15 protein-coding genes are annotated in these 20,952 nt (G+C 68.2%); 3 read left to right on the forward strand and 12 right to left on the reverse strand.

Annotated features, from left to right (window positions below):
* Positions 1–12 precede the first annotated feature (12 nt).
* From LFM09_RS10790 to LFM09_RS10805, 4 genes are all read right to left on the reverse strand, one after another.
* Entirely contained in the window at positions 13–1,269 is a 1,257-nt protein-coding gene (locus LFM09_RS10790) for a glycoside hydrolase family 6 protein (RefSeq protein ID WP_414096330.1), read from the reverse strand.
* A gap of 354 nt (positions 1,270–1,623) precedes the next feature.
* Positions 1,624–2,472: an expansin EXLX1 family cellulose-binding protein gene (locus tag LFM09_RS10795; RefSeq protein WP_414096208.1), complete on the reverse strand. Its 849-nt coding sequence runs from the start codon at positions 2,470–2,472 to the stop codon at positions 1,624–1,626.
* Positions 2,469–5,099, reverse strand: coding sequence for a cellulase family glycosylhydrolase (locus tag LFM09_RS10800; protein ID WP_414096209.1), 2,631 nt, complete (start codon positions 5,097–5,099; stop codon positions 2,469–2,471). Before LFM09_RS10800 ends, LFM09_RS10795 begins: the two co-directional genes overlap by 4 nt.
* Before the next feature lie 160 nt (positions 5,100–5,259).
* Positions 5,260–6,570 carry a DUF1996 domain-containing protein gene (locus LFM09_RS10805; protein ID WP_414096210.1) on the reverse strand — a complete coding sequence of 437 codons (1,311 nt, stop codon included), beginning with the start codon at positions 6,568–6,570 and terminating at the stop codon, positions 5,260–5,262.
* Between the two features lie 165 nt (positions 6,571–6,735).
* Between LFM09_RS10805 and LFM09_RS10810 the strand changes: the two genes are divergently transcribed.
* Positions 6,736–7,572, forward strand: coding sequence for an SGNH/GDSL hydrolase family protein (locus LFM09_RS10810; RefSeq protein ID WP_414096211.1), 837 nt, complete (start codon positions 6,736–6,738; stop codon positions 7,570–7,572).
* Here LFM09_RS10810 and yicI read toward each other — a convergent pair.
* Positions 7,560–9,785 carry an alpha-xylosidase gene (gene yicI / locus LFM09_RS10815; protein WP_414096212.1) on the reverse strand — a complete coding sequence of 742 codons (2,226 nt, stop codon included), beginning with the start codon at positions 9,783–9,785 and terminating at the stop codon, positions 7,560–7,562. The two genes, LFM09_RS10810 and yicI, sit on opposite strands and share 13 nt — an antisense overlap.
* Before the next feature lie 135 nt (positions 9,786–9,920).
* Between yicI and LFM09_RS10820 the strand changes: the two genes are divergently transcribed.
* The gene (locus tag LFM09_RS10820) at positions 9,921–11,063 is read left to right on the forward strand and encodes a hypothetical protein (RefSeq protein ID WP_414096213.1); all 1,143 of its coding nucleotides are present in this window, start codon (positions 9,921–9,923) and stop codon (positions 11,061–11,063) included.
* 3 nt (positions 11,064–11,066) lie between these two features.
* On the opposite strand, the gene LFM09_RS10825 is transcribed toward LFM09_RS10820, so the two are convergent.
* The 4 genes from LFM09_RS10825 to LFM09_RS10840 all read right to left on the reverse strand — a co-directional run bounded on the left by LFM09_RS10825 (position 11,067) and on the right by LFM09_RS10840 (position 16,023).
* Entirely contained in the window at positions 11,067–12,023 is a 957-nt protein-coding gene (locus LFM09_RS10825) for a hypothetical protein (protein ID WP_414096214.1), read from the reverse strand.
* Positions 12,024–12,192: 169 nt separating this feature from the next.
* The gene (locus LFM09_RS10830; RefSeq protein ID WP_414096215.1) at positions 12,193–13,083 is read right to left on the reverse strand and encodes a cellulose binding domain-containing protein; all 891 of its coding nucleotides are present in this window, start codon (positions 13,081–13,083) and stop codon (positions 12,193–12,195) included.
* Positions 13,084–13,112: 29 nt separating this feature from the next.
* A complete protein-coding gene (locus tag LFM09_RS10835; RefSeq protein WP_414096216.1) occupies positions 13,113–15,092 on the reverse strand; it encodes an RICIN domain-containing protein in 1,980 nt (659 codons plus the stop codon).
* Positions 15,093–15,249: 157 nt separating this feature from the next.
* The gene (locus tag LFM09_RS10840) at positions 15,250–16,023 is read right to left on the reverse strand and encodes a hypothetical protein (RefSeq protein WP_414096217.1); all 774 of its coding nucleotides are present in this window, start codon (positions 16,021–16,023) and stop codon (positions 15,250–15,252) included.
* Between the two features lie 210 nt (positions 16,024–16,233).
* Between LFM09_RS10840 and LFM09_RS10845 the strand changes: the two genes are divergently transcribed.
* On the forward strand, positions 16,234–17,016 hold the full coding sequence (locus LFM09_RS10845; protein WP_414096218.1) for an alpha/beta fold hydrolase: 783 nt from the start codon (positions 16,234–16,236) through the stop codon (positions 17,014–17,016).
* Here LFM09_RS10845 and araA read toward each other — a convergent pair.
* Genes araA through araB form a run of 3 tightly spaced genes read right to left on the reverse strand, consistent with a single transcriptional unit; the run spans position 16,986 to position 20,847 of the window.
* Positions 16,986–18,494: an L-arabinose isomerase gene (araA, locus tag LFM09_RS10850; protein WP_414096219.1), complete on the reverse strand. Its 1,509-nt coding sequence runs from the start codon at positions 18,492–18,494 to the stop codon at positions 16,986–16,988. The genes LFM09_RS10845 and araA overlap by 31 nt on opposite strands.
* A 17-nt stretch (positions 18,495–18,511) precedes the next feature.
* Positions 18,512–19,165: an L-ribulose-5-phosphate 4-epimerase gene (locus LFM09_RS10855; RefSeq protein ID WP_414096220.1), complete on the reverse strand. Its 654-nt coding sequence runs from the start codon at positions 19,163–19,165 to the stop codon at positions 18,512–18,514.
* Positions 19,165–20,847, reverse strand: a complete 1,683-nt coding sequence (gene araB, locus LFM09_RS10860) for a ribulokinase (protein WP_414096221.1) — start codon at positions 20,845–20,847, stop codon at positions 19,165–19,167. Before araB ends, LFM09_RS10855 begins: the two co-directional genes overlap by 1 nt.
* Positions 20,848–20,952: the final 105 nt, after the last annotated feature.

Genomic DNA, 20,952 nt, shown 5'->3' on the forward strand with positions numbered 1-20,952 from the left:
CGCCGCCCTAGCTCACGTGCACACCACCCCGTTCAGCGCGGGTGAGAGGAACGGCGGGGTGCCGCCGCCATAAGTCGCGTTGTAGCCGATGGTGGCGGTCCCGCCGGTGCCGAGAGCACCGTTCCAGGCCGCGTTCACGACCTCGACGACGTCACCCGTGTCCCTCCACGTGCCGCTCCAGCCCTGGGTCACGGTCACACCGGGCGCGGAGAAGGTGAGCTTCCACCCGTTGATCGGCGCCGCCCGGTTCTCGATGACGACCTCGGCGCTGTAGCCGCCCTGCCAGGTGCTCGTGACCTTGTGCGTGGCTTTGCACCCGGCCGTCGGCGGAGGGGTCGTGGTGGTCGGCGGCTGGCTGGCCGCACTCGCGAGCTCGTAGGCGCGCTGCGGCACGAACTGGCCGGCTCCGGCGATGCAGCCGTCCGCCTCACCGGGCAGCTTCACCCACAGGAACGCGGCGATCCGGCCGTCACCGGTCTGGTCGGTGCTCGGCGTGCCGATCGCCCGACCGGCCGGGTCGCACCACTCGCTGCCGGCCGGACCGTTGCCGTTGCGACTCGTGTCGACCACCGCTCGCAACCGGGAGTCGCCCAGGGAGCTCAGCACCGCCTTGGCGAACGCCACCTCGTCGTTGGTCCAGCGGTAGTTGGACACGTTGGTGGAGATGCCGTCGGCGCTGTTCGAGATGTCGGCCGCACGCAACCGTGCCGCCGCTTCCGCGGGTGCGAGCCACGCCGAGTGACCGATGTCGAAGTAGACCCTGGCCTGGCCCGACCCTGCCTTGAGCCGCTTGCCCGCGTACGCCATGGACGCACTGGTCTCGGCCTGCTGACCGGCGTTCTGGCAGTTCGTCATCAGCGGCAGCACGTCCGGCTCCAGCACGATCACCGCCGGCCGTCCCGCCAGTCCCGCCGCGACCTGGTCGACCCACGCCCGGTACGCGCTGTGGCTGGGCGCGCCGCCGCCGCTCGCCCCGCCGCAGTCCCGGTTGGGGATGTTGTAGACGACCATGATCGGGACCTTGCCCGCGGACGCCGCCGCGCCCACGAACGCGTCGACCTCGCCTCGCACCGTGCCGGTGTTGGTGGTGGTGAACCACCTCGCCTGCGGCACGTTCGCGATCCGGTCGCGGATCACCGGGGTGCGCCAGTCGCCGGGGTTCTGCGCCACCCACCTGGCCGCACTGGTGTTCGGGTCGACGTAGAACGGCGACGCGGCCGCCTCCGCACTGCCCAGGACCGCGGCCGCGGTGGCCGCGAGCGTGGCCATCGCGATGCCGGCGGCAACTCCTTTGTTGCGCATCCTGCCTCCTCATTTCTGGGAACGCTCCCAGACTGGCGGCACACTCTATTCACGGATCGGCCACCCGGAAAGACCCCGTCGAACACCCGCCGGCCGCTTGATCAGCACGGAGCGTTAGTGCCAGACGCCAATCGCCCAGGCCTGGATCACTTCTCCCTCAAGGCAAGAAGCATGCAAGAAGACCCACAGTGGATCGTTTCTCAGCGCGATAGGCCGTTCCGGCGGCAGCAACCCGGATCGCCCGCTTGAAAATCCATCGCGAAGTTGCAGCCCTGGGAGCAACGCCGAGTGGACCGAACGGACTGGGAACGTTCCCAGAACTCAGCGGGCGGCGAACTGCAGGCCCGTCGGCTGGACCACGTCCGGTTTGACCGGCACGGCGTTCACGACCAGGCGCTCGCCGTAGATGTCGGTGATCGCGACGGCACCGCCGCAGCCGGCGCCGTTCTCGGAGAGGAAGTAGTTGTACTCCGTGCGGCGCAGTTCCTTCCACTGCCCGGCGACCTGGACCTCCAGTCGTGCCACCGGGTTGCGGTGGTCGATCGCCTGGATCGCGCACCACCACTGGCTGGACCCGCTCTTGTGGCGCAGGGAGATCTTCTTCTCCAGCGCCGGGCTCACGAGCGTCCACGTCACCGGGATCTCCCCCACGCCGGGGTCCGCCAGCCGCGCGAAGGCCTCCCTGCTGAGATCGAGCTGCCCGGCCCGGCACGGCGCCGGGCAGAGGTTCGTGACCCGCACCGTGATGCTCTTGCCGTTGGCCCGCACCAGGATGTACGCACCGCAGGCCTTGGAGTCCTCGTAGTCCGACCAGTTCATCGCGACCGTCAGCGGATCCGGGCTCGGGTCGTACGAGCACGCGCCGCCGCCGTCGGAAGCGTAGAACGTCGCCGGACCGGTGCGGGGAACGCCGGGTTGGACCTTGCCTGCCGCCCCCGCGACAGGCGGCGGCTGCTCGGATGACGTCGGCGGCGGTGATGGTGGCGAGGACGGCGTGGACGGCGTGGACGGCGCAGTCGGCGGCGACGTCGTGGTCGTCGCGGTCGTCGTGACAACCACATCGGCGGCCACAGGGCGGCCGGTCACGCTCGCGTTGCCCTGCAGCGCAACGCCGGCGGTCACCACCACCAGCGCAGCCGCCACCAACACCGCGAGACGACGTCTCGTCACCAAGCCAGCCCCAATCGCGCTATGTAGTCGTTCAGCAGTCCGGAGATCAGCCGGTGGTCACGCTGCGAGAAGTGCCAGTCGCAGCCGAGCCGGTCCAGCGCCGGGTCAGCGTAGTTCCAGTACCGGACCCGGCTGTCGCCCCGCTCCCCCACGACCTGCGCGGCCGCGTCGGCGAACGTCCCCGAACCCTCCGGGACGCCCACGACGATCGTCGTACCGGAGCCGTAGCGGGCGCGCAGCTTGTCCAGAAAGCCGTGGTACGCCGACTTGAACGCGGCCACGAGGCTCTGCTGGGTCGGCCACTGCTCGCCGGGCTTCAGCGCGGTCGAGAAGTCGTTGGTGCCCAGGCCGACCACGACCAGTTGCGGGCGCCAGGTGCCGGGGTTCTGCCACACGTCACCGTCGACGTTCAGCAACGCCCGGTCGTAGTAGGTGCGGTAGCTGGTGCCGGGCTCGCCACCCCCGTAGTTGCGCACCATGCCGCGACCGGAGAAGGCGTTGATCTGGTAGTCGGCGTTGAGCGCACGCGAGGTGATCGCGCCGAAGCTCAGGTCCGCGTTCGTGTTGCGGTCGACGCCGCCGTTCGTGGAACAGTCCCGGGTGGTCGACATGTTGCCGTAGCCCGCGGTCAGCGAGTCGCCGATGAACTCGATCTGCCTGGTGCGAGCGGCAGGCCTGGTCAGCATCGCGCCGACGAACCCGCCGAACTCCCCCGCGGCCCACGGGCTCTCGGACCGTTTGACGAGCCGGACGCTGTGCTCGGCGTCGCCGAGGTCGCGGATCCAGTGGGTGGTGCGGCCCGGCTTCACCAGCGTCGAAACGGTTCGCCCGTCGATCTGCACGTCGTAGTCGCTCATCGCGTCGTTGAGCGAGACACCGACGCTGGTGCCGCGGAACCGGCCCTCGAAGTAGACGCCCGGCCAGGTGTACTGGACCTGCTTCGTGACCCGGCCGGCCGTGTGCGCGTGGTCGAGAGCCGCGGTCGCCCCTGCCACGGAACTGCCCGACCTGGTGACGTGATAGGCCACCTTGGTCCCGCTCCAGTAGTGGAACGTGAGCGTCACCCGCGCGTTGTCCCTGACGGCGTCGAAGAACTCCGGCCTCAGGAGCGTCGCACCGCCCGCGTAGTCGGGCGCGAACGTGCGGTCGTACTCCTTGAAGGACGTCCAGTCCTGCGGCCCGGCGTTGGTGCCGTCGTCGTACTTCGCCTCCATCGTGGCGATCTGGTCACCGCGGAACGTCGTCGGGATCGCGAACGAAGCCGTTGTGCCGCTTGCGTTCGACAGCACCGGAGGGTCGTAGGTGATCAAGTCGAACCGCCACGGCACGCCACGGGAGAAGCGAGCCGTCAGCTGCGCGTTCGTGCCGTACTCCCGCGAACCGCTCAGCCTCGTCAACGCCGCCGCGGTCAAGGTGAGCCGGTCCCCGGCGACCGTGTAGTCACGGCCCCGCACGAGGGCCTGGTTGCCGTGCCACAAGCCGGTGAACGACGTGCCGTTGAGGTTGAGCGTGACCGTCTTGGCGGTGACGGCGCTGGACCGCGCGCTGAAGATCTGGTCGCTGTACGCCGTGCCGGAGCGTTCCTTCCAGCTCGACCTGATCTGCGCGTAGAGCGCGGGATCCTGCCACCGGAACGACGTACGACCGAAGTGCTGGCCGTTGTCCCACAACATCGTGGTGATCTTCTTGGTGCGGGCGTAGTGGCCGAGGTGCTCGAAGAACTTGAGCTTCTCGCCCTGCTCGACGGTCCCGGTGTGGCGGTCGAAGCCGAGCAGGCCGTACTCGCCGAGGATGACCGGAACGCCCTTGGCCACGAAGGCGTTGTGCACGCGGTCGAAGTAGCCGGTGAGGTCGTTCTGCGCGGTGGCGTCGTATCGTGTGCCGCCCGCGATGTTCACGCTGAACGGCCAGTAGCCGTAGTAGTGCACGGTCGCGGCGAGGTTGGGGTCGTTGAAGCTCCGCATCTGGCTCGCGAGCGCGTCGAGCAGGGGCTGGTCGGCCGACGTGTGCAGGGTCGGCAGGATCAGGAGGCGACCGGTGTTGTTGCCTCCCGACCGGCGCACGATGTCGCGGAACGACGCGTTGAGCTCGTTCAGCAGCGCGATCTCCTGCGCCTGGCCGGAGCTGCCGGCGAACTGCGGTTCGTTGACGCTCTCCAGCGTCAGTTTCGGCCCGAAGTCCCGGAACGCGGCCGCCAGCTGTGTCCAGACTTTGTTGAAGCGGTTCAACACACCGGTGCGATCGGCCGGCATGGTGTTGATCCACTGCCACGAGTCGTGGTGGATGTTGACCATCACGTGGAGGTCGCGCGCCAGCGTCCAGCGCACGACCTCCTTGACGCGGTCGAGGTACGCCGCCTCGATCGTGCCGTCCGGCGCGAGGTGAGCGCTCCACGTGACCGGCAGCCGGATGCTCCTGAAGCCTTGGGCCTTCACGTTGTCCAGCAAGGCTTCCGTGATGCGCGGGTTGCCCCAGGACGTCTCGTCGCCGCCGGTCGAGTCGAGCGTGTTGCCGAGGTTCCACCCCGGTTGCATCGCCGCGACCTGATCCATCGCGCCACGCGCCCGGAACTCCGCCGAGGCGGCCACCGGCACCGCGCTCACGGCCATGACCGCTGCCGCGGCCACCGCCGCACTGATCCATCGTCGGAACCACTGTGTTTCAACGAAAAGCCGCGACATGAACCGAAAACTGGCACGGCGCCCTGACCTCGTCAAGACGCCTGCCAGAAATCGATGCGCTTCGACGGATTCGATCTGCCGAATCGTCGAACGACGTCAGAACAATTCACTCCCGGCACTTCTTGCCGGTGTTCACGCAGTTGACGAGCCTGTCCATGATCTGCTGCGACATCACGTTCGCGAAGTCGTCGTGGTCGGAGAACGGGTTGTGATCCTCCTCCGGGAAGGAGTCGACCGCGTACTGGCCGCGTTGCTGGATGTCGCGGGGGATGTTGTAGGTGAGCGAGATGCGCAGCTGGGGAACGGCCTTGAAGCCGTTGCGACACTTGCCGTTCCCGTCGGGGAAGACGATGTGGTCGCGGTGGTTCTTCGAGTCGATGTTCTTGCCGTCCCAGCAGCTCGGGAAGTCGTGGATGCGCTTGACCTTCGAGCCCTGCGGGCAGATCGGGTACTTGTTGATCAGAACCTTGTCCTCGAAGCCCGTGCAGGTCCACGAGTCGCGGGCGTTCTTGGTGCCGTTGGTCGAGACCTTGGCGTCGCCGTACAGGACACGCAGGAACTTCGGCATCGCGACCACCTTGCCGACCGGCGAACCGCGGAAGGTGAGGTCGACGACCTCCGGACGCTGGATCTCGCCGTCGTTGCCGGGCAGTTCGTTCTCACCGCCACCCTCGCCGCCCTCGAGCTTGCACGGCGCCAGTTTCTCCAGTCCCTGCGGGCGTTGCGCGTTGCGGCCGATCGCGATGGCGATCCGGTCGATGGTGGCGACCCGCTTGTCCTTCAACGGTCCCACGATCGCGTTCTGGTTGAAGTTGGGATCGCGCGGGTTCTCGTTCTTGGCCAGCCGCTTGTTCGCCTCGTCGATCTGGGTCTTGAGCAACTCCAGGTTGCGATCGACCTCGGCCTTGGCCTGGCCCGGCACGTTCGGCAGCTTGCTCTTCACGTCCGGGCAGTTCACCACCTTGGCACCGGCTTCGGCGTCATCGTCGTCGTCAATGCGCACCACCGGCCAGAAGTAAGCCGACTTGTCGCCGTTCTTGCACGTCGTACCGGCCGCTTCCAGCGACTTGTTGTTCGAGTCCGCGTCGGTCGACAGGTTGCCGACGTAGTCGTGCAGGTGCTGGGCACCGTTGCGGACACCGGGCTGCGCGATGAAGTTGTCCGGGTTGAAGTGCCCGTTCTCGTTCCGGCCGCAGTCGACCGTGAACGTGCCTGTCGTGGCGCCGTTGCCCGGTCTGGGTTTCCTGACGTTCGGCTGGACCTTCGTGATGTCGACGAACAAGCCCTTGTCCGCCCCGTCGGCCAGAGCGGACTCGCCGCTGCTCGTAGTAGCCACCACGAGCGCACCGACCGCGGTCAGGCCGAGCAGGCCCGCCGCGACCTTCAGCACGAGAGGCTGTCCTTTGTAGAGGCTCATGCCACGGGGTACGGACGGGGGACCCGATCGGCTCATTTCGACCTCGTTCGAGTCGAATGACTGTCGAACGGCTTCTCTCCGCAGCCGGAAAGCGCTTTCCCAGCTACGCTCGGGCATCGTTTTCCTGTCGTCTGAATCAGACAACCCTGCCGTCTGGAGACAATCGTGCGGAAACGTGTTCTGACCTTGGTCGCGCTCGCCGTCCTGCCGTTCGTCACCGGTGCCCGTCCCGCATCGGCTGATCATCCCGACTGCTCCCCCGCCACCGGAACGTCCACCACCGCGGCGAGCGTGAAGGTGTGGCTCGCCGGTGACTCCACGATGTCCGACCCGCGGTCCAGCTGCCCGGCCGGCTGGGGCAGCCAGTTCGACCCGCTCTTCACCGGCGACGTCACCGTGGTGAACAGCGCCGTGGCGGGCCGGAGCCTCCAGACCTGGCTGTACGAGTCCAACGTCAAGAACACCAAGGACTCCGCCGGTGAGTGCGTCGTGAGCCCCAGGACCTTCCACCCGCGGTGGCAGAACATGCTCGACCCGGCGAACGGGATGAAGGCCGGCGACTACCTGATGATCCAGTTCGGGATCAACGACGGCAGCCGCGACTGCCCCAGGCACGTCGGTTCCGCGCGGTACAAGGACCTCCTCGCCCTGATGGCCAAGGCGGCCAGGGACCGCGGGGTCACCCCGATCTTCCTCACCCCCGTCTCGGCGATCAGGTGCAGCGGCAGCTCGGCCGTCGGCACCCGAGGCTTCCTCACCGAGACGTTCGACGCCGGCAGGGCCGCGGGTGTGACCGTCATCGACCTGCACAAGCTGAGCTACACGCTCTACAACACGCTCAAGCTGTGCCCCAACGACGGTGACTACACCAGGGGCGCGGTCGGTGCCTTCTTCTGCAACGACCACACCCACTTCGAGGCTGCCGGAGCCAGGCAGATCGCCGGTGTCGTCGCCAAGGCCCTGCGCGACCAACGGATTCCGCTTTCCAGTTACCTCAGGTGACCTGACCACCGGCCGTCGCCGCCCGCGATCGGCTCTCCGCCGGGGAACTGGACCTGCCACGCGGACGGCGGCGCCTCGGCATCGACGTCGATCCGGTTGCCGCGGCGGCGAGTGCGGAACGTGGAACCGGCGACCTCGGTGGTGATCGAGGCGCCGTCGTCGAGGTGGTGGATCCGCAACGTGACGCCCTCGGCGTAGTCGTAGTCCGGCCGATCGTCGACGCTCCCGAGCGGCAGAACGGTGTTCGGCCGGACGAGCAACGGCACGGTGAGGAAGTCGCAAGTCATCGTTGTCCACCGGCCACCGGGCACCTCGGCGCCGGTGAAGAACTCGGTCCAGGTGCCCTCCGGCACGTAGAACGACACCTCACCGCTGTCGGAGAACACGGGTGCCACCAGAAGGCTGTCGCCGAGCATGTACTGGCGTTCGAGGTGCGTGCACGCGGGGTCGTCCGGGAACTCCAGCGCCATCGCCCGCATCATCGGCGTTCCCTCGGTGGCGGCTTGCAACGCGGCGTGGTGCAGGTACGGCATCAGCCGGGCCTTGAGCTTCGCGAACACCCGCAGCACGTCGACGGCCTCCTCGTCGAACAGCCACGGCACCCGGTACGACGAGCTGCCGTGCAGGCGGCTGTGCGACGACAGCAGGCCGAACGCGATCCACCGCTTGAACAACGCCGGGTCCGGGGTGCCCTCGAAGCCGCCGATGTCGTGGCTCCAGTAGCCGAACCCGGACAGTCCCAGGGAGAGTCCGCCGCGCAGGCTCTCGGCCATGGCCTCGTAGGTCGACTCGCAGTCTCCGCCCCAGTGCACCGGGAACTGCTGCGATCCCGCGGTGGCCGCGCGGGCGAACACGACGGCGTCACCGTCGCCGCGACGTTTGCGCAGCACCTCGAAGACGGTCTTGTTGTAGAGATAGGCGTAGTAGTTGTGCATCCGCTCGGGGTCGGAACCGTCGAAGTACTCGACGTCGGTCGGGACGCGTTCGCCGAAGTCGGTCTTGAAGCAGTCCACGCCCTGATCGAGCAGAGCATCCAGTTTGGACGCGTACCACTCGCGGGCGGCCGGATTGCTGAAGTCCACCAGGGCCATCCCCGGTTGCCAGAGATCCCACTGCCACACGTCACCGCCGGGACGCTTGAGCAGATAGCCGCCCTCGACTCCCTCGGCGAACAGCGGAGACCGTTGCCCCACATACGGGTTGATCCAGACGGAGATCCGCAGGTCGCGCGCTTTCAGCCGCTCCAGCATGCCGACCGGGTCGGGGAAGGTGCGCGGGTCCCACTCGAAGTCGCACCAGTTGTACTCGCGCATCCAGAAGCAGTCGAAGTGGAAGACGCTCAACGGCAGGTCGCGCTCGATCATGCCGTCGATGAAGCCGGACACCGTTTGCTCGTCGTACGACGTCGTGAAGGACGTGGACAGCCACAGACCGAACGACCACGCCGGCGGCATCGTGGGGCGGCCGGTCAACAGGGTGTACTTGCGCAGGATCTCCTTGGGGCTGGGACCGTGGATCACGAAGTACTCCAGCGTCTGCCCCTCGACGCTGAACTGCACGCACGACACCTTTTCCGAGGCGACCTCGAACGAGACGTGGCCAGGATGGTTGACGAACACGCCGTAGCCCGCGTTCGTCAGGTAGAACGGCACGTTCTTGTACGCCTGCTCGCTGCTCGTGCCACCGTCCGCGTTCCAGATGTCGACCACCTGACCGTTGCGCACCAGCGGCCCGAATCGCTCGCCGAGCCCGTACACCACCTCGCCGACACCGAGAGCGAGCTGATCGCGGACGTAGTGCTTGCCGTCCACGGCCATGAACCCCATGCCCTTGACGGAGCTGGACGTCAGCACCTCGCCGCCGGCCGCGAACTCGACCTTCCAGTCGCGGCTGACCCTCACCTCCAGCGCACCGGACGTGAGCGAGTCCTCCGTGAGGTGCACATGGGGCTCCGCGGTGGCCAGCGCGAACTCCGGCAGCCGGCGCCGTTCACCCTCGAAGTGCGTCAGGCTCACCCCGATCACGTCCGGCATCGGCGAGGAGAACCGCACGGTCGCCACCGGACCCTGCAACAGGTCACCGCGGTGGCGGATCGGCCGGGTCGGCGCGTGGACGACCAGCTCCCCCGCCGACTGCATGATGTCGTAGACCTCGACCGGATGCGCCGCCTGCACACCGTCGCGCAGCAGCCAGTACCCGTTGCTGAATTTCATTCGACCGCTTTCGCCGTTCGAATTCGAATCGAATCGCTTCGATTACCCTTTTCTGGAAGGAACGTTAGCGATAACGTGCCTGGTGAGGAAGCCCCCGCCGATTCCCTGCATTCCCTTATCGGAGGGAGATTTCGCATGTTCTCCAGCAGGTGGAGAGTGGGTGTGATCGTCGCCGCGACCGTGCTCGGTGGCGTGTCGCCCGCGGGCGCCGAACCCCGGATCCTGGCGTGCGGCGACCGTGCGTTCAACGCCGAGGCGGTGCTGAACGGCAGCACCTGGACGGCCCGCAACGGTGGCCGGACCGTCTACACCGGCGGCGACCTGCGCGCCGCCGTCCAGGCCGCGGTCGGCAGCCTGACCGCGGGACGCACCGCGAAGCAGTGGGTGCTGGTGCGCGGAAGCGGTTCGATGAGCGCCGGTTCGCGGATCTCGTTGCCGAGCTACACCGGCATCGACGTCTGCGGCACGATCAACGTGACGGGTACCGGATCCGGTGACCAGGCGCCGATCTACTCCAGGGGCACCCGCGACGTCGAGGTCCGCTACCTCAGCCTCACCGGCCGGCCGCTGTACGGGATCTTCATGCGCAACGTCGACAACCTCACCCTCGGGCAGATCGACATGCGCCTGTCCGGCGGCCTCGGCGTGCGCGTCGACAACCGCGGCAACACCAGCGTGCGCAGCCGGAACATCAGGATGGACAACGTGTTCGTGTCCGGCGCGAGCAGCCACGCCGTCGAGACGTACGGCGTGGACGGCATCACGATCGGCACGGTGACGGCCCGCAACGTCGGCGAGTCCGGCTTGCTGCTCAACGACACCGTCAACGCCACCGTCGGCACGGTCGACGCCGAGAACGCAGGCGCGGGCACCGGCTACGCGGCGTTCCGCACGGCCAACCGCAACGGCCGCATCGGTTCCAGCTACCCCACCAACATCCGGGTCGGCACAGTGCGGGCCCGCGGCGGCGGCCGTGGCGTGTTCTGCGTTTCGGAGAGCGGCGGGCTCACGATCGACCACGTCGATCTCGCGAACACCGGCAACAACGCGGTGCTGATCGAGAACTGCCAGAACGTGAACCTCGCCGCGCAGAGCGGCACCGTGACCGGTGGCGGCGAGATCCGGCTGGCGGCCCGCTCGGAGTTCCCGAACAACCGCGACATCACCGTCCAGAACCTGACGGTGACCAACTCGTCGGTCCGCGAAAGCCCTTGTGGCACCAACACGACGTTCCGCGACCTCAAGCTGAACAACAGCACGTCGAACGTCTGCCCGTGACGGTCAGACGGCGCCCCGCCCCAGCTGACTCGGACGGTAGGCCGCCTTGCGTGCGCGCATCACCTCACCCAACGGCCGGTGTTCCACGATCGCGTTCCACGGGTCGAACTTCGCGGCCTCGACCTCGGCCGCGAACTCCTCGTCCGGCTCCTGCCGCCCGATCACCAGTCGTGCCACGGTCTGGTACGGCGAGTCCCAGATCGCCGCGGCGTCCTCGATCGGAGTGCGCTCCTCGTCGAGGAAGAACTGCAGCTGCACCTCGTACACCAGCGGAGCCTCGGCCAGGCGGGCGTAGATGTCCGCCGACCAGTCATCACTCGCCTGAGGATTCAGCTCACCGGACGCCGCCCGCACCCGGACGCGCACCGCGTACGGGCCGCACGAGATCGGGGCCGCGCTGAAGAAGTCCTCCGTGGCGAACCCGCTGAACGGCTTGTTCAACGCACCGCGCACTTCCTTGAGATCCCTGAACAACCGCGGCGACCGCAGCAGTGCACGGAGGATGCCGCTCAGGCCACCACCGCCGGCGAGGGTGACCTGGCTGAACTCCTTGCTGGTCGAGGAGCTGAACTTCTCGTGGTTGATCAGCACGAAGTCCTGGCTCGCGGCCGGACCGCCGAACACCGACTGACCGTCGACACCGAGCACCTTGAAGGCGAAACCCCGGATGTCCGGCACGCGGTCGGGAGCGCGGTCGAAGCCGCCGTTGGACAGCCGGACCCACACCTCGTAGTTCGCCTCGGTGGCGAAGATGCCGTGCTTGGCCTCCTGCGGCAGGTCGGCCGGCACCTCGAGCGTGGCTCGCAGCGCCGGTCGTTGCTTGCGGTGCAGCGCGCGGCCGGTGCCGAACCGGCCGGACTTGCGCCGCTGCATCTCGGCGAACAGGTCCGCCTGCCGCTTGTGCCGCTGTTCTTCGTCCGGGGCAACGACTTCCTGCCACCCCGTGCTCGGCGTTGTCATGAGCTCCCCGTCAGATGTCGGTGCTGCTGGGAATCCGGGACGGCCGCAGGTGCGGTCCGCCACGAAACATTCCGCGACGTGCTCGCCCGTCCCAAATCGCCCGTCTCAAATCGCTCGACGACAGACAGCAGGAATGATGCCAGGAGTTGGAGAAAGTGCAGCGCGAGCCTCACTCAACCGAGCATTGGGCTCCGTTGAACGTGAACGCGGTGGGCACTGCGTGTGAACCGCGCGAATTTCCGTTGTATCCGATCTGCACCGAGCCGCCCGGTGCGATCTGCGGGTTGTAGTCGGCGTTCACCGCGTTGACGGTCGCACCGGACTGCCGCGCCGACGCGTTCCACATCTCCCGGACGGAGTCGCCGTTGGTCATGGCCCACCGCAGCGTCCAGCCGTTGGCCGTTGTGGTGCCGGTGTTGCGCACGGTCACACTGGCCTGGAAGCCGCCCTGCCACTGCCCGGTGATCCGGTAGGCGACGGCGCACGTCCGCGCGGGCGGTGGCGGGGTGGTCGTGGTGGTGGGCGCCGGGCGAGACACCGGCTGCGTTGTTGTGGTCCGGGAAGGAGATGGCGGCGCCGTGGCCGACCCGTCGCAGGGCGGGCCCCACAGACCGCGCTTGGCGGCGGAGGCCTCGGCTTCGGCGTTGATCAGCGGTCCACCGTCGACACCTTCCGGCCGCAGAGCGCCTTGTTGCACGGCCAGGACCGCGTAGTCGGTGCCGTCCTCCAGCACCAGGTGCACCTCGCCGGGCGCGATGCCGGTGGTCCGGACCGACCCGGCCAGCAGGGTGGTCCTGGCGAACGTCAGCGCGGCCTCTGACCAGCACGCGGCGGGTGCTGCCAGCAGGGCGACCCGCACGCGGGAGCCGTCGGCCAGCTCGACCGTGCGGCCGTCGATCACGTCGCGCACGACGGTCAGGACGTCCTGCGGCGGCACCACCTCGTTGATGAGCGTGGGCGGTTTCATCGAAGGGCGAGTGGACGGTGGCGGCGCGGCCGGATCAGCCGTGCACGCTCCGGTGAGCAGTACCAACAACACCAGCAACTGGCTGCGCGCCACCGTCACTCCCGACTAACTGGCTTTCCGGACTATCTGACTGAAGAAGCTGTCCAACGTTGGTTCGCACCGGAAGTCGCGTGGTACAAACCGATTCTCGCACCGTCCTCACGCGACTCCCCGACCACGTCGAGCAGCGCGCCGGTGGCGGCGTTCACGAACGTCCAGCTGCCGTCCCCGGTGGACGAGAGCACCCACCTGGCTGCGGGACTGTCGGTGGAAGTCAGCGCGGCGTTACCGTTCACAGCGGCGATCCGCTGCCCCGTCGCGGCGTTGACCACGGAGAACTGGACGTCGTTGCCGTACCCGCCCGTCCGCCGTTCCAGCTTCCACACCTGGTTGGTCGCGTTCACATCAGTGGTGCGCTGGACCAACGAGGTTCCCGAAGGCGCAAGGGACTTGCCGCTCTGCACGCCGGTGAGCCGGTGGCTGCCGCCCAGCGCCTCGGCACGGTTCAGGCCGCTGACACCGGTGACGTCGAACGTGACGACGGACTTGGCCGGCACGGTGAGCGTGGCCTTCTTGTCCTTGACGCGCACCGGGGCGCCCTTCACCAGCGCGCCGAACATGTCGGTGACGATGGGCCGCACGGAAGCGTTCGGCCGCACCGAACCGAACGCCGAGACGTCGAGCGTCACGGACTGCGGCTGCTCGGACTGGTTCAGGTGCACCACGGTCTTCAGCTCGGTGTTGCGCACCGCCGCGAGATCGGTCCTGGTGTTGACCTTGATCATGCGGTCGCCGGGCTTCACGTAGTGGGTGAAGTTCCGCAGCGTGTGGAACTTCGTGTTGACGCGGGCCGGGCACGTGGCGAGCGTGTCCTGCGGGCCGCAGTTGAACGGGATCTGGACGACGCCCCAGTTCATGCCGTTCGGCGTCTCACCACCGGGCTTCATGTTGTCGTAGTCCTCGATCGCCTGCCAGAGCAGCCAGGCGCTTGGCTCCAGCTCCCGGACGTCGTCGATCACCCGTGCGGCGATGCCCAGGCCGGAGTCCATCGCGGTGAAGTTCTGCGAAGTGCCCCACGACCCGTCGACCTCGCTCATCCACAGCGGCTTGTTCGCGCCCTTGGCGATGTCGCGCGCGGACGTGCGACGGTCCTGGCCGTAGGTGTGCACGTTCAACTGCCCGACCTTCTCGCGCACGGACGCCGGGTAGCCCGCCCAGTCCTCTGCGAAGATGCCGGGGTTGGTCTCGTCCGGAGCGGACACGACGGCCTTCAACCGGCTGGCGCGCAACGCTTCCGCCATCGCGGGCACGACCTTCGCCTGCAGCGCGGGGCTCATGTGCGCACCCTCCTGCCGGCCACCGGTCGGGTTGCCGTCCGGGCCGAGCGTGGTGCGCCAGTACGGGGTGTTCGGCTCGTTGAACGGATCCACCGTCGCGAACCTGATCCCGTGTGAGCGTTCAAGTTCGGCGGTCGCCTGCGCCATGTACGCGGCGAAGTCCTTGACGCGGTCCTCGCGCAGCTGGTCCGCGGTCGCGTCGAAGCCGCCTGAGACATAGCCGCTGACGGTCTGGAACCACGGCGGGGAGTTGCTGAACGCCTCCCACTTGGTGACCTGCGACTTGATCCGGTCGACCCACCAGCGCTGGTTCGGGTCCGCCGAGGCGTCGAAGAAGCGGGGATCACCGGGCTTCCACCAGTCGGTGTCGGTGCGCTTCGTACCCGCGGGCGCCTTCCACCAGCCGGGCACAGCCGCACCCGCGCGGAGGTACTGCGGCACGTCCGGGGCGTTGCCGCCGCCGATGTTGTACCGGGCGATGTTGAGGTTCAGCCCGTCCTCACCGAACAGCAGCTCCGCGAGCTGGTTGCGGATCTCGTCCGGGTAGCCCCCGGTGGCGTTCGCGAACCAGATGAGGCTCGTGCCCCAGCCCTGGAACGGCTCTTGCTGATACGTCGGATCCGGCCGCACGGTCACAGATTCCACGGCGGCCGCTGCAGGAAAGCTTGAGACCACTGTGGACAGTGCGAGCGCCGAAGCGGCGAGAAAGGCAGGGATTCTGGTCATCGGTTCTCCGTTGAACGGGACGATGTTCGCGTTAACATCTACCCACCTGCCGGTAGTGCGTCAAGGTCCTGCCGAGCGGTGGCGCGTCCGCTCAGCAGGACCCCTGGCAACGCTCGCCCCCGAGGAGGCGGGCCTGGCGCTCGAACCCCGAGGAGAGTTACTTGAGCGAACAGGTGGCGAAGCGTTCCAGTCCCTGAGGCCGCGTTCCCGCGCGGCCGATGGCGATCGCGATCCGGTCGAGCGCGGCGGTCCGCTTGCTCGCCAACGGCCCGAGAATCGCGTTCTGCACGAAGTTCGGCCCGCCCTGCCCGGCCGACGTGCGCAGCCGGTCGTTCGCCTCGGCCTGCTGCTTGCTCAGGTTCGCGAGCTCCCGGTCCACTTCGGCCTGAGCCCTGGCGGGAACGTTCTGCAGCACCGGCAACGGACACTCGATCGTCTTCCCCGACGCCGACGACCCGGTGCCCGACCCCGTTCCGGTGGACGACGAACGAGACGTCGTCGGCGGCGAGGACACCGCGGGCGCCTGACCAAGTCCGCAGGTGGCGAACCGTTCGAGACCCTCCGGCTTCTCCGCGACGCGACCGATGGCGGTCTCGATCCGGTTCAACGCGGCGACCCGCTTGCTCGCGAGCGGACCGAGAATCGCGTTCTGCACGAAGTTCGGCCCGCCCTCGCCCGCGGACGTGCGCAGCCGGTTGTTCGCCTCGGCTATCTGCTTGTCCAGATTGGCCAGTTCACGCTGCACCTCGGCCTGCGCCTGGGCCGGAACCGCGGGCACGACGGGTTGCGGACAGGCGATCGACTGAGTGCTGCCGCCGTCGTTCATCGCGAACGCCGCGACCGCTGTCGCAGCGGTCAGGGAGGCGGCGACGGCGATTCCGGCAACGAGCACCCGCTTGCCGCGCTCTGGTTTTGCATGTGCTCTCGACATGTTCGAACCCTCACGAATTGGTGGACGAAATTTGCCGGCACACCGGGATACGGACCGGGACGGTCAAGGGTTCAACTACTTGTGAGCGCTCACAGCAGGTGCCATGCTGCATGTCTCGTACCGCAGATCGCACCTGCGCAGAATTCGGGGACCGACATGCCGCTGGGGCAAAGAGTCGTGCACGAACTGGTTCGCCTGAGAGTCCAGGGCGTGAACCTCAAGATCGCCGCGGTGCACCGCGGCGGAGACACGGAGCCGATCGTGTTCCTGCACGGCTTCGGCACGAGCAAGGAGGACTACACCGACATAACGCAGCGGCACGACTTCGCCGGCCGCGCCTTCCTCGCCTACGACGCACCGGGCTGCGGTGCCACGGAATGCGCCGATCTCGGGGCGATCGACGTGCCGTTCCTGGTGGACACCGCACGCGCGATGCTCGATCGGGCAGGCATCGGCAGGTACCACCTCGTCGGGCATTCGCTCGGAGGTCTCACCGCGCTGCTGCTCGCGCACCGCGAACCGGGCCGGGTCCTGAGCTTCGTCAACATCAAGGGCACGCTGGCCCCCGAGGACTGCGAGCCGACCAGGCAGGTGCTGTCGCATCAGAACCAGGGCGACGTCTTCGGACAGTTCGTGGAGGGCATCCGCCACGCGCCGGGGTACTCGAGCGGCCTGTACGCGGCGAACCTCCCGCACAAGGTGCGCCGCGGCGCCGTGCACAGCATCTTCCGGTCGGTGCTCGAACTGGCCGACCACGGCGACCTGCTGAACAAGTTCCTCGCACTCCCCTTCCCGAGGATGTACCTCTACGGCGAGGAGTGCGCGTCACTGTCCTATCTGCCGTCCCTGGACGCGCACGGGGTGGAGCTCGCGGAGATCCCGCACAGCGGGCACCTCCCGCTGTACTCCAACCCCGTGGCGACCTGGAAGCGGATCGCCGCGTTCTACGCCGGCGACCTCAGTCAGCGCATCCCCGCGGCCAGGCGGTGGTAGGCGGAGTTCCAGCGCAGCCGATCGCCGAACTGGTCCGGGGTCGTCGCCGCGTCGATCAGCACCAGTTCGGTGGCCGCCATGGTCGCGAAGTCCCGCAACGGTTCCGCGCCGACGGCCTGCGTGAGCACGGTGTGGTGCGGGCCGCCCGCGGTGAGCCAGCACTCGGCGGACGTCGTGAGCGACGGCGCCGGCCGCCACACCGCCCGCGCGACCGGCAGGTTCGGCAGCGGCTCGTCCGGGCCGACGACCTCGACCTCGTTGGCCACCAACCGGAAGCGGTCGCCGAGGTCGGCGAGACCGATCACCACGGCCGGGCCGGCCGCCGCGTCGAACACCAGCCGCACCGGGTCCTCCCGGTCGCCGATACCGAGCGGGTGGATCTCGCACGACGGCACGCCGTCCGCGATCGTCGGGCACACCTCCAGCATGTGCGCGCCCAGCACCTTCGGCACACCCGGTCCGAAGTGGTAGGTGTAGTCCTCCATGAACGACGTGCCGCGACCGGTGCCGGCGCCCATCACCTTCACGGCGGCCAGCAACGCCGAGGTCTTCCAGTCACCTTCGCCGCCGAAGCCGTAGCCGTCGGCCATCAGCCGCTGCACGGCGAGGCCCGGCAGCTGGCGCAACCCGCCCAGGTCCTGGAAGTTCGTCGTGAACGCACCGAACCCGCCGTCGTCCAAAAAGGATCGCAGACCGATCTCGATGCGGGCGGCGTACCTGAGTGACGCGTGCCGCTCTCCTCCGCGCGCCAGCTCGGGCGCGAGCCGGTACGCCTCGGCGTAGTCGGCCACCAGCAGGTCGATGTCGGCGTCCGGCACCGCGTCGACCACGGCCACGAGGTCGTTGACGCCGTAGGTGTTGACCGAGACGCCGAACCGCAGCTCCGCCTCGACCTTGTCGCCTTCGGTCACCGCGACGTCGCGCATGTTGTCGCCGAACCGCGCCAGCTTCAGCCCGCGCAGGTGCGCGAGACCGGCGGCGGCCCGCGCCCAGCCGTCGATCCGCTCGGCCAGGTGCGGATCGCCGGCGTGTCCCGCCACGGTCTTGCGCGCCACCCCGATGCGCGTCTGCACGTAGGCGAACTCGCGGTCACCGTGCGCGGCCTGGTTGAGGTTCATGAAGTCCATGTCGATGCTGGACCACGGCAGCGCCTCGTTGAGCTGGGTGTGCAGGTGCAGCAGCGGCTTGCGCAGCAGGTCGAGCCCGGTGATCCACATCTTCGCCGGCGAGAACGTGTGCATCCACGCGATCACGCCGACGCACGACGGGTCGTTGTTGGCGTTCTGCATCGCCGTGCGGATCGCGGCCGTGTCCGTCAACACCGGTTTCCACACGATCTCGGCGCTGATCCGGCCCGACTCGCTGAGCATCCGCTGGATCTGCTGGGACTGCGCGGCCACCTGGTCGAGCGTCTCCTGGCCGTACAGGTGCTGGCTGCCGGTGAGGAACCAGACCTGTGGCTTGCCCGCGAACGACATCTGCTCTCCTCGTGGGCTCACTGCCCGTAGACGTTCTGGTAGCGCTCATAAAGCCGGTCGACGTCCTGCTGGTCGATCGCGGGGGCCTTGCCGAGCTGGAGTGCGAAGTGGACAGTGCGTGCGACGTCCTCCAACATCACCGCGGACTTCACCGCCGACCGCGCGCTCGGGCCGACGGTGAACGGGCCGTGGTTGCGCATCAGCACGGCTTTCGACCTGCTGGCCTTCAACGTCTCCACGATGCCCTTGCCGATCGAGTCGTCGCCGATCAGCGCGAACGGTCCGACCGGGATCTCGCCGCCGAACTCGTCCGCGATCATCGTCAGCACGCACGGGATGGGCTCGCCGCGCGCCGCCCACGCCGTGGCATAAGGGGAGTGCGTGTGCACGACACCGTTCACGCCGGGCATGTGCCGGTACACGTACGCGTGCGCCGCGGTGTCCGAGGAGGGGCTCAGGTCGCCTTCCACGAGGTTGCCGTGCAGGTCGGTGACGACCATGGCGTCAGGCCCGAGCTCGTCGTAGGACACCCCGGACGGCTTGATCACCATCAGCTCGTGGCCGGGCACGCGCGCGGAGACGTTGCCCGCGGTCCAGATCACGAGCTCGTACTTCGTCAGCTCGCGGTGCAGGTCGGCGACCGTGCGGCGCAGCTCTGCCGTGGCGGACATCAGTTCTTCCCCTCCAGCGCGTCACGACGGAGCTTGCGCAGCCGGCGCATGACATCGTTGCCACCGCGACCGAAGTGGTCGTGCAGCTCCTGGTACTCCAGGAACAACCGTTCGTAGGCGTCGACGTTGTCCGGGATGGGCGTGAAGACGTTGCGGCGCACCGATCCCATGGCCTTCGCGGCTGCCCGGACGTCCTCATAGGCGCCCGCGGCGACCGCAGCGTGGATCGCTGAACCGAGCGCGGGTCCCTGGGCGGAGCCGATGACGGACAACGGCAGGTCGGTGACGTCGGAGTAGATCTGCATCAGGAGCGTGTTCTTGGTGAGGCCGCCCGCGATCACCAGCTCGGTCACCGGCACGCCCGCGTCGGTGAACGCGTCCACGATCACCCGCGTGCCGAACGCCGTGGCCTCCAGCAGTGCGCGGTAGACGTCCTCGGCCTTCGTCGCCAGCGTCTGCCCGAGGACCACACCGGACAGCTCGTGGTCGACCAGCACGGACCTGTTGCCGCTGTGCCAGTCCAGCGCGACCAGCCCGTGCTCGCCGACGGCCTGCGTCGCCGCCAGCTCGGAAAGCAGTTCGTGCACGCTGATCCCGCGCTCGCACGCCTCGTCGTGGTAGGCGGGCGGCACCTGGTTGTTCACGAACCACGCGAAGATGTCGCCGACGCCGCTCTGCCCGGCCTCGTAACCCCAGAGGCCCTTGATGATCCCGCCGTCGACCACGCCGCACATGCCCGGCACCTCGCGCAGCACGTCGCCGCTCATCACGTGGCAAGTGGAAGTGCCCATGATCGCGACCATCTGGCCCGGCTCCACGGCTTGCGCGGCGGGCGCGGTGACGTGCGCGTCGACGTTGCCGACCGCGACGGCGATCCCCTCCGGCAGCCCGGTCAGTTCCGCTGCTTTCGTGGTGAGGGTTCCGGCCTTGTCGCCCAGCGCCGACAACGGGTGGTCGAGCTTGTCCTTGACGAACGTCGCGAACTTCGGGTTGAGCTCGGCCAGGAACTCCTCGCCCGGATACGCGCCGTCCTGGAGGATTCCCTTGTAGCCGGCGGTGCAGGCGTTGCGGGTGTAGACGCCGGTGAGCTGCCAGATGATCCAGTCGGCGGCCTCGACCCAGCGGGCCATCGCGTCGTAGACCTCGGGCGCTTCCTCCAGCACCTGCAGGCCCTTGGCGAACTCCCATTCCGAGGAGATCAGCCCGCCGTAGCGCGGCAGCCACGGCTCTTTCCGTTGGCGCGCCAGGTCGTTGATGCGGTCGGCCTGCGGCTGGGCGGCGTGGTGGCGCCACAGCTTGACGTACGCGTGCGGGTTGCGCTCGTACTCCGGCAGCTCGCACAACGGCGTTCCATCCACCGTCACCGGAACCATCGTGCAGGCCGTGAAGTCCGTACCGATCCCGATGACCTGCTTCGCCCCGACACCCGCGGCCTCGACGGCCTGCGGGACGGCGAACCGCAGGACGTCGAGGTAGTCGGCGGGGACCTGCAGCGCCCACTCCGGCGGCAGGGCCTCGCCCGTCACGGGCAACACGCGGTCCACCACGCCGTGGCGGTACTCGTGAACCGCGGTGCCGAGCTCGGCACCGTCACGAACACGAACCACCACCGCGCGACCGGACAGGGTGCCGAAGTCGACGCCCACCACACAGGCGTCGGAAGCATTCGTCTCGTCAGTCACGAGCTGAGTGTTATCGCTAACATTCCGTCCGTCAAGATGCCGTTCGAACGTCCTGAAACCCTTGATAGAACCGGTATGAGCACCGGAGTGAACGCACGACAAACA

Source organism: Lentzea alba (assembly GCF_047445655.1).
Classification (GTDB): domain Bacteria; phylum Actinomycetota; class Actinomycetes; order Mycobacteriales; family Pseudonocardiaceae; genus Lentzea; species Lentzea alba_A.